The organism is Microbacterium sp. HD4P20 (genome assembly GCF_019449275.2).
Classification (GTDB): domain Bacteria; phylum Actinomycetota; class Actinomycetes; order Actinomycetales; family Microbacteriaceae; genus Microbacterium.
In genome coordinates this window covers 57,065-65,281 of the sequence record NZ_JAHZQZ020000008.1, presented here as the reverse complement: position 1 = coordinate 65,281, position 8,217 = coordinate 57,065, and the positions used below count along the sequence as shown (strand labels likewise).

The following is an 8,217-nucleotide window of genomic DNA, read 5'->3' as shown; positions in this document are numbered from 1 at the left end:
TGCTGGGGGTCAGCGGGCGACGAACTCGATGCGTCCGCCGGATCGGCGGGCGCGGCATCCGGGAAGGTCGATCGGGCCCTGCCCCGACCAGTCCGTGACCAGCCGTGCCACCTCGAGCGTCTGGGCGCGGGTGAGACTCTCGTGGAACTCGCTGGCCACGACGTGACGGATGATGCGATGCCGCAGCGCCGCCGGGTTCGCCGCGAGCGCGGCGGCCGAGACCGAGATCCCGGCCTCGGCGTGCTCGACGATGTCTTCGATCGTCTCGTCGATCATCTCGTCGAAGGCCGCCGCGTCTTCGCGCAGCTGCGCCGCGGTACGGGCGAGTGCCTCGGCGATGCCGGGGCCGAGCTCCGCCTCGAGCACGGGCAGCACCCTCTCGCGCACGCGCACGCGCGCGAAGCGAGGGTCGGCGTTGTGCGGGTCGTCCCACGGCACAAGGCCTTCGGCCGCGCAGGCGGCTCGGGTCGTCGCGCGCCGGACTCCGAGGAGCGGGCGCAGCAGTCGCACGCCGTCGAGATCGCCGGTCTCGGCCATGCCCTGCAGGCTGGCCGCGCCCGCTCCGCGGGCCAATCCGAGCAGCACCGTCTCGGCCTGGTCTTCCAGCGTGTGGCCGAGAAGGACCGCCGCCGCACCGGCATCCCGCGCGGCATCCCACAGCGCGCGGTACCGGGCATCGCGGGCGGCCGCCTCCGGGCCGCCCGACCCGTCCACATCGACGCGGACGACGAGCGCATCGAGCCCGAGGGCGCTGGCGGTGCGCGCGGCTGCGGCCGCGGCATCCGCCGATCCCTGCTGCAGGCCGTGGTCGACGGTCACCGACGCGGCCCGCAGGCCGAGCTTCGGCGCCTCGAACGCCGTCGCGGCGGCAAGGGCGAGCGAGTCGGCGCCGCCCGAGAGCGCCACGATCACCGTCGAGCCGGCCGGGATGCCGCCCAGCGCGCCGCGGACCGCGCGCCGCACTTCGGCGACGGCGGGGTCCAGACCGGGTCGGCGCTCATCCACCCGCCCACCGTACCGGTGGCATCCCGTCCCCAACTCCGGATGGGTGCAAGTCGGGCCGCCGGATCGACGGCGTGTCGCGGCTTCGGGCGCCGCGTCATCCGGAGTTAGTGCACGCGGGGCCCGCGACTAGGCTGGTCGGCGGCATCCCCCGTCTTCCGAAGGAGCACCACTATGGGCGCGTACGACGCCGTCATCGAGATCCCGCGCAACAGCAAGATCAAGTACGAGGTCGACCACGGCACCGGTCGCGTCTTCCTCGACCGGATCCTCTTCACGCCGATGGGCTACCCCACCAACTACGGCTTCTTCGAGAACACCCTCGGCGAGGACGGCGACCCACTCGACGTGCTCGTACTGCTCGACCACGACCTCGCTCCCGGCATCCTGGCAAAGGTGCGCCCGGTCGGCGTGCTGAAGATGAGCGACGAGGCCGGCGGCGACGACAAGGTGGTCGCCGTGCTCGCCAAGGACCCGCGCTGGGCGCACATCCAGGATGTCGCCGAGATCCCCGAGTACACCCGTAAAGAGATCGAGCACTTCTTCGAGCACTACAAGGATCTCGAGCCCGACAAGTGGGTCAAGGTCGACGACTGGGCCGGGGCCGCTGAGGCCGAGCGCCTGGTGTCCGAGGCGTTCGACCGCTTCGCCGAGCACGAGGGCGAGACCAAGACCCAGGGTGAGGGCGTCGCGCCGAACACGCTCTGACACCTGACATGCGAGAAGCGGTCCCCGCTCCCCCTCCGAGCGCCGCTGGCGCGTCGCTCGAAGCCTCTGGGTGCGGGGACCGCTTCTTTCGTGGCGATGCGGGTCAGACGCCGACGCCGCGATCCGCCATGAAGTAGATGGGGTTCGTCGTTCCGCCGTTGACGTAGACCTCGAAGTGCAGGTGGCAGCCGTACGAGTTGCCGGTGTTGCCCTCACTGGCGATGAGCTGGCCGGCGTTCACCCACTGTCCGTAGCCGACGAAGATGCCGCCCGGACGGATGTGCGCGTAGCCGGTGCCGATGCCGCCGCCGTGGTCGATCTTGATGTAGTTGCCGTAGCCGCCGTTGTAGCCGGCGTACACGACGCGACCGGCGGAAGCGGCGTAGATGCCCGCACCGCAACCGGCAGCCAGGTCAACGCCGTAGTGGAAGGAGCTGGAGCAGCCGTTCTGGCCGCACACCTGCGAGCGGGGACCATAGCCTGAGCTGCGCCAGCCCGAGGACGGGCGTGCCCAGCCGGTTCCGACGACGCCGCCGCCGTTCCCACCGCCACCGCCGCCGCCACCACCGCCACCACCGCCGGCGTTCGCGGCCTGCTCGCGGGCAATGCGCTCTGCCTCGGCTCGGGCAGCCGCCTCGCGGGCCGCTCTCTCGGCCGCTTCGCGCTCCTTGCGGATGCGCTCGCCCTCCTGGTAGGCGGCGACCGTCTTGGCCGCGGTGTCTTGAAGGGCGGCCAGCTGCGCCTCGAGCTGCCCGCGGTACGCGTTCTGCTCGTCGAGCGCGGCCTGCGCCTGAAGCGCCGCCTCCTGAGCGGCGATCATCTTCTCTTCCTGGATCTTCTGCAGTCGGTCGCGCTCGACCCGCTGCTCTTCGGCGAGCGTGCTGAGGCTCTGTGCCGAGTTGCGCGCTGTGACCGCCTGGGCGTAGACGTCCTGGTTGCGCTGGACCAGCTTGTCCATCGTGCCCAGTCGTGCAAGCAGGTCGTCGGCCGATGCGGCCGAGCCTGCGAAGAAGAGTTCGAGCGAGGTGTCGTCGCCGCCGTTGCGGTAGAGCTGGGCGGCGACGCGGCCGGCCTTGTTCGCGGCATCCACCGCAGCCGCGCCCTGCTCGTCGGCCTGCTGCTGCAGCTGATCGGCGCGCAGTGCGGCGTCGAAATACTGCTGCTGCGCCACATAGAACTCGTCGGCCGCGACCTGCGCCGCCTGCTGCTTGGCAGCGAGATCGGCCTCCATGCCGGCGATGATCCCCTGGATCTTCGCGACCTCTGCCGCCTTCGCGGCTTCGTTGGCCTTGGCGGCTTCGACCTCGGGCCACGACGGGTAGTCAGCGGCGAACGCGGGTGCCACGAAGGGGCTGCTGAATGCGCCGACCGTGGCCAGCCCCAGAACCCCGAGGCCGAGGGCGCTGCGACGAGACATCGACGGCCACAGCAGCCGGCGCTCGCGCGGTGACGGTGCGCAGTCGCACTCCTCGGAGGCCTGCACGGCAGCCTGATCGGCGTCCACCCGGTCCTCCCCTCGCACGTCGACTCGTTTCACACTAGCAACATCAGTCACATCCGCAACCGTTACGTCGACGCGCAGAGCGCCGCTCCGGGGCGGCGTCACCCTGTCAGTGTGGACCCGCTCCACGTCGCACACAAGCACGCCACGCCCTCGATTGGCGTAATCCAGGTGCATTGCGTATGCTTGACCCTCGGTGAGTGAGCCCCACGGGTTCATCCCGGCCCCATCGTTTAGCGGCCTAGGACGCCGCCCTTTCACGGCGGTAGCACGGGTTCGAATCCCGTTGGGGTCACACCCACAATTCAATATCATGGCCCTGTAGCGCAGTTGGTTAGCGTGCCGCCCTGTCACGGCGGAGGTCGCGGGTTCAAGTCCCGTCAGGGTCGCTCCACAGCGACGGGCCCTTTTTCGAGAGGGCCTTTCGTCTAGGACGCGGCAAGCACGTCCGATTCGTCGGAAACGGATGCCGTGAGGCTCTGTAGCTCAGTTGGTAGAGCGTTCGACTGAAAATCGAAAGGTCACCGGATCGATGCCGGTCGGAGCCACTGGGACCCTCGTGCGGCTTCTACGCACGGGGGTTTCTTCCATTCCCCCGAGAGTACTGGGATCGCTTCCTACTTCCGAGAACCGCCGGTGGATCGGCGTGGCACTTCGGGTTCCCGTTCAGCCCTCCTCCAGCCACTCCGTGACGAAGCGGTCGCTCGCATGGATGTGGGTCGCTTCGTAGACGCCCCCTTCGAGCACCTCGAAACGATGCGGGACGAGCCGCGGCACGACAAGCACCTGACCACCCACGGCGATCAGCTGCTCATCGCCGACGGTGAACGCAGCGCGGCCCCTGTGTATGACGAACGTCTCTGTGTACGGGTGACGGTGTAGCTTCGGCCCTGCCCCGGGTGTGAGCTCGTGCTCGCGGATGATGCTCACCTGTGAACCGATCAGGTAGCCCTCCAGGCTTGCGTTCTCAGCCAGTTCCACCGCTGTCGTCGTCATCGGGCGTCCCCTTTCCTTCCTCTGTCGCGTCGGGCGGGCACTGCGACGATAGGCAAACGCGTTGGGCCCTGGAAGTGCTGAAAGTCACGGCACAGATCTCGTGCCGACCTCGCGCCGAACGAGGGGCAGTGGACCTTGACGGTCCGGCACCGACTACGGTCGCCAACATGGTTCCGAATCCGAAGACTCCTGAATCGAAGCGGCTGGGAACTGTCCGGATCGGGCTCGCCCTCGCAAGCATCGTCTTCGCTCTGGCAGTCGGTGTCGTCGCGGTCCTGGACAGCGTCGCCGTGATGGCGGCAGGTCCGGCTCACCCCGTCGTCTGGTGGATCGCCTATGCGGCGTTCGGCGTGATTGTCCTGGCGATCCAGGGTTACCTTCCCAGTCCTCCTTGGACCCCACGGAGTGGTCTGATCGGCTCGCTCATCGCCCTGAGCATTCTGCTCGTCTTGCTCTTCGCCACCGAGGGGGCGGCCGCTCTGCTGTTCGTGCTGACCGCGACGATGGCATCCTTCTTCTGGCCATGGCGAGCGGTATCTGCCGTGATCGCTGGTCAGACCTGCGTGATCGGCATCGCAGGGCTTCTGGCTGGGTGGCCCGTTGCTGACCTTGTCGTGAACGTGACCGTCTTCGGCATCTCCCAGATCTTCGGCGCCCTCGTGGTGTACACGGCGCGCAGCGAGGCAGAAGCCCGAGAAGACCTCGCGGTCGCCCACGCGGAATTGCGATCGACAGCCGCTTTGCTCGAGGTCTCGACGAGAGAGGCCGAGCGGTTGCGGATTGCCCGCGACCTGCATGATGTGGCGGGGCACCAGCTCACCGCCCTCTCCCTGGAGCTCGAGGTCGCGTCACATCTGACGGATCGTGCAGCTCAGGATGACCGCATCCTTCGGGCGCGAGCCATCGCGAACGATCTGATGGCGACCGTTCGCAACGCGGTCACCCAGATGCGGGCGACTCCATCGGATCTCGCCTCGGCGCTCGGTGAGCTTGCCTCAGGCGCCCCCGGACTCGATGTCTCCGTGAAGGTGGAGGGTGAGACACATTTGACACCGAGGCAGACTGCGGTGATCGTGTGGTGTGTCCAGGAGTCGATCACGAACACCCTGCGGCATGCCCATGCGCAATCGCTTCAGATCCGGGTGGTCGTCACGATGCGCGAAGCCCGGGTAGACATCCTCGACGATGGCGAGGGAACGACGCGGGTCTCACCCGGTCACGGCCTGACCGGTATGCGTGAGCGCGTGGAGCTTGCCGGCGGGATGCTGATGGTGGAGTCCGCACCGCGCGCCGGATTCACCATCACAGCGCTCATTCCACGGGAAGCGCCGAGGCTGCGGGATGCGTGATCGGCCGCAGGAGAGGCGACTCCGGCAGCTACGAGGGACCGGCTCATGCGCGGTCCCTCGTAGCCCTCATCGGCGCCGGTAGATGGTGACGAGCGTGCTGTCGCCGAAGACGGTGGCGTCCGTCAGCGTCCAGGCGCTCTTGTCGGGTGTCTTCGCCCAAAGGGTGCGGCCGTGGCCGAGGATGACCGGCGACGCCATCAGGTGGATCTCGTCGACGAGGTCGTGGGCGAGCAGGCTCTGCGCGAGCTGGATGCTGCCGGCGACGGATATCTCGCCGTCGATCTGCTGCTTCAGGCGTGAGACATCCTCCACCAGATCGCCGTTCAGAACGGTGGTATTGGTCCACTTCGGATCCGTGAGAGTGCGGGAGACGACGTACTTCGGCATGGTGTTGTACTTGTCCGCGAGCTCTCCCTCATACTGCGGCCACGCTCCGGCGAATCCTTCGTAGGTCTTGCGGCCGAGCAGAAGAGCAGCCGCGGCGAGCGCCTCACGTTCCTTGAAGGCTTCACCTTCGGGCCCGCGGTCGAACTCGAACGTCCAGTTCGGATACTTGAAGTCCTCGCCGCCCGGTGCCTCCACCACGCCGTCGACGGAGATGAACTCGGTCAGCACGATGTTTCCCATGTCAGCTCTCCTTGATGAACGCGCGCAGCTCCGCCGCGAGCACTTCCGGCGTGGTGCTGTGCTCCTGGCCGGGCACGGGTTTGAGGGTCGCCGTGGGCAGATGAGCGGCGATCGCACGGGCGCCGGCCGCCATCGCCGGCCAGGTGTCGGTGCCGTGCATCACCAGCACGGGGACGTCGACGCTGTTCCAGAGCTCGGCACGCAGTGGCTTGCCCGACAAGGCGTCGCCGACCTGGCGGCCGTCGTAGGCGATCGTGGGAGCGATCGCCTCCAACCCTGCCCACCAGTCCTCTCCGCGCATCCCTTCGACCATCTCCTCCGGCATCATCACTGCTGCGGTCATGAACAGGGCGACCGCGTCACCGGGACGGCCGTCAGCGACGGCGGCGTCGAGACGCTCGACGTAGTCGTCTGGCAACGGGGGGCGGACATCGTCGATCGCCGCATTGGGCTCGAACAGGGCGATCCGCGCGATGGGGACACCCGCCTGGGCGGCATTGAGGGCGAGGTTGCCCCCCGACGACCACCCGAAGACGGTCGCGGGCCGCCCTCCACCGGCGTGTTCGATGATCGCGGCCAGATCTTCGAACTCGCGCTCGACGGCGTAGGGCGAGGTGTCGCCACTCTCGCCACGCCCGCGACGGTCGTAATTGATCACGAGGAACTCGTCGGCAAGCAGCTCGGCGGTCTCTGCGTTCTCAGGGGTGGTGGCGCGCTGGGCGGTCGCGCCGTCGACGATCACGATCGGGTCGCCGTCACCCCATGCCGTGAAAGCGATGGTGGTGCCGTCGGTTGATGTCACGGTGCCTTCGGGCATTGTGTTCTCCTTGTTCGTTCCGCGGTGCCGATCACCGCGACGAGATGAGGTTATGGAGCCGCCGAGGCATCGGTCTTGTACAGAAGCGACAGGGAATCGAGGCGCCGCCGGGTGCCAGAAGTCATTCCCCCGTGGGTCAGAGGCGCTCCGGCTCGATCCTTCCCCGCGCCGCAGCATCCCGCGCGGCGTCGGCCACCGCGGTGCGCACCTCGTCGGCGGAGAAGGAACCCATGGGCAGCGTACTTGCCCGCACCGAGCGGACGACGCCGGCCGAATCGACCACGATCGTCGCCGACTGCTGCAGAAGCGCGACGGTGCCCAGGCCCAGCACGGCATGCGCGCTCTCGCTCGCGAAGACTTCGGCCGACGGGCTTCGTCGCGCGGCGCGAGCTGCGGCGTCCTTCGCCTCTTCCACACCGCCGGGGGCGATGAGCACGGCGACGGTGTCACCGAGCGCTCCGCTGTCGAGCAGCCGCTGCAGTGCCGCGGCATGCGCCAGACACACCGGGCAGCTGCTCGAGCGCATGACGTGCACGACGGCGATGCGACCGCCGATCTGCGCGGCGAGCGACGACTCCGCGCCCGAAGCGCTCACGAGATCGAGCGCCGGAAACGCCAGGCCTGTCTCTAGGGTGGTGTTCACGACGACTCGCTCTCTGTTTTCGGATGAGATACACAGATCGTCAACCATGTTGCCTAAACTGTCAAGGGAGTTGCGCAATCTTCGAGCGAGAGATCGCGTCGTTCGCGAAGAGTGCCCGGGACGATCTCGGGATGCTGCTCATGAGCGCAGCCTCGATCGTCACCACCACCGCGCTCTCCGAGCTGGCAGCACAGGGGCATCCCGCCATCCGCGTCACGCACGTTCCGGTCTTCATGCACATCGATCCAGCCGGCACGGCGATCTCGACGCTGGCAGAACGAAGCGGCGTGAGCCGTCAGGCGATGAGCATGACTGTGCGGGATCTGGAATCCCACGGGTACGTCGTGACGGCGCCCTCCGACACCGACCGTCGCGCGATCCTGGTGTCGCTCACCGAACGCGGCGCGCGCCTGTGCGAAGACGCCGCGCGCATCAGCTCCGAGCTGGCGGCGCGCTGGTCCGACGAACTGGGCGACGACGCCCTGCCGCAACTGCGCCACCACCTGCGCACAATCGTGACGCGCTCGAAGGAACGCGACACCGACTGACCCGCCCACGAGGCGGCACGTTCACC

At 68.2% G+C, this 8,217-nt stretch carries 9 protein-coding genes and 3 tRNA genes; 6 read left to right on the top strand and 6 right to left on the bottom strand.

Annotated elements, in window-relative coordinates; all coding sequences use genetic code 11:
* Positions 1-9: 9 nt before the first annotated feature.
* Complete coding sequence (tilS, locus tag K0817_RS02095; protein WP_219979710.1) at positions 10-1,005, bottom strand: tRNA lysidine(34) synthetase TilS; 996 nt, start codon at positions 1,003-1,005, stop codon at positions 10-12.
* A 171-nt stretch (positions 1,006-1,176) separates the two neighbouring features.
* Between tilS and ppa the strand changes: the two genes are divergently transcribed.
* Entirely contained in the window at positions 1,177-1,710 is a 534-nt protein-coding gene (gene ppa / locus K0817_RS02090; RefSeq protein WP_219979709.1) for an inorganic diphosphatase, read from the top strand.
* Between the two features lie 103 nt (positions 1,711-1,813).
* Here ppa and K0817_RS18655 read toward each other — a convergent pair whose 3' ends face one another.
* The gene (locus K0817_RS18655; protein WP_219979708.1) at positions 1,814-3,247 is read right to left on the bottom strand and encodes a M23 family metallopeptidase; all 1,434 of its coding nucleotides are present in this window, start codon (positions 3,245-3,247) and stop codon (positions 1,814-1,816) included.
* A gap of 186 nt (positions 3,248-3,433) precedes the next feature.
* Between K0817_RS18655 and K0817_RS02080 the strand changes: the two genes are divergently transcribed.
* From K0817_RS02080 to K0817_RS02070, 3 genes are all read left to right on the top strand, one after another.
* Positions 3,434-3,506, top strand: a tRNA-Glu gene (locus tag K0817_RS02080).
* A 20-nt stretch (positions 3,507-3,526) separates the two neighbouring features.
* Positions 3,527-3,600, top strand: a tRNA-Asp gene (locus K0817_RS02075).
* A gap of 86 nt (positions 3,601-3,686) precedes the next feature.
* Positions 3,687-3,759 (top strand) — tRNA-Phe (locus tag K0817_RS02070).
* Between the two features lie 118 nt (positions 3,760-3,877).
* On the opposite strand, the gene K0817_RS02065 is transcribed toward K0817_RS02070, so the two are convergent.
* The gene (locus K0817_RS02065; RefSeq protein ID WP_219979707.1) at positions 3,878-4,207 is read right to left on the bottom strand and encodes a cupin domain-containing protein; all 330 of its coding nucleotides are present in this window, start codon (positions 4,205-4,207) and stop codon (positions 3,878-3,880) included.
* Positions 4,208-4,374: 167 nt separating this feature from the next.
* Here K0817_RS02065 and K0817_RS02060 point away from each other — a divergent pair, with 167 nt between their 5' ends.
* On the top strand, positions 4,375-5,556 hold the full coding sequence (locus K0817_RS02060) for a sensor histidine kinase (protein ID WP_253735122.1): 1,182 nt from the start codon (positions 4,375-4,377) through the stop codon (positions 5,554-5,556).
* Between the two features lie 66 nt (positions 5,557-5,622).
* Here the strand turns inward: K0817_RS02060 and K0817_RS02055 are convergent, their stop codons facing one another.
* The 3 genes from K0817_RS02055 to K0817_RS02045 form a co-directional block, all read right to left on the bottom strand.
* Positions 5,623-6,183, bottom strand: a complete 561-nt coding sequence (locus K0817_RS02055) for a dihydrofolate reductase family protein (RefSeq protein ID WP_219979705.1) — start codon at positions 6,181-6,183, stop codon at positions 5,623-5,625.
* Position 6,184: 1 nt separating this feature from the next.
* Positions 6,185-7,000: an alpha/beta fold hydrolase gene (locus K0817_RS02050; protein WP_219979704.1), complete on the bottom strand. Its 816-nt coding sequence runs from the start codon at positions 6,998-7,000 to the stop codon at positions 6,185-6,187.
* 136 nt (positions 7,001-7,136) lie between these two features.
* On the bottom strand, positions 7,137-7,643 hold the full coding sequence (locus K0817_RS02045; protein WP_219979703.1) for a redoxin domain-containing protein: 507 nt from the start codon (positions 7,641-7,643) through the stop codon (positions 7,137-7,139).
* A 131-nt stretch (positions 7,644-7,774) separates the two neighbouring features.
* Between K0817_RS02045 and K0817_RS02040 the strand changes: the two genes are divergently transcribed.
* Positions 7,775-8,191, top strand: coding sequence for a MarR family winged helix-turn-helix transcriptional regulator (locus K0817_RS02040; RefSeq protein ID WP_219979702.1), 417 nt, complete (start codon positions 7,775-7,777; stop codon positions 8,189-8,191).
* Positions 8,192-8,217 lie beyond the last annotated feature (26 nt).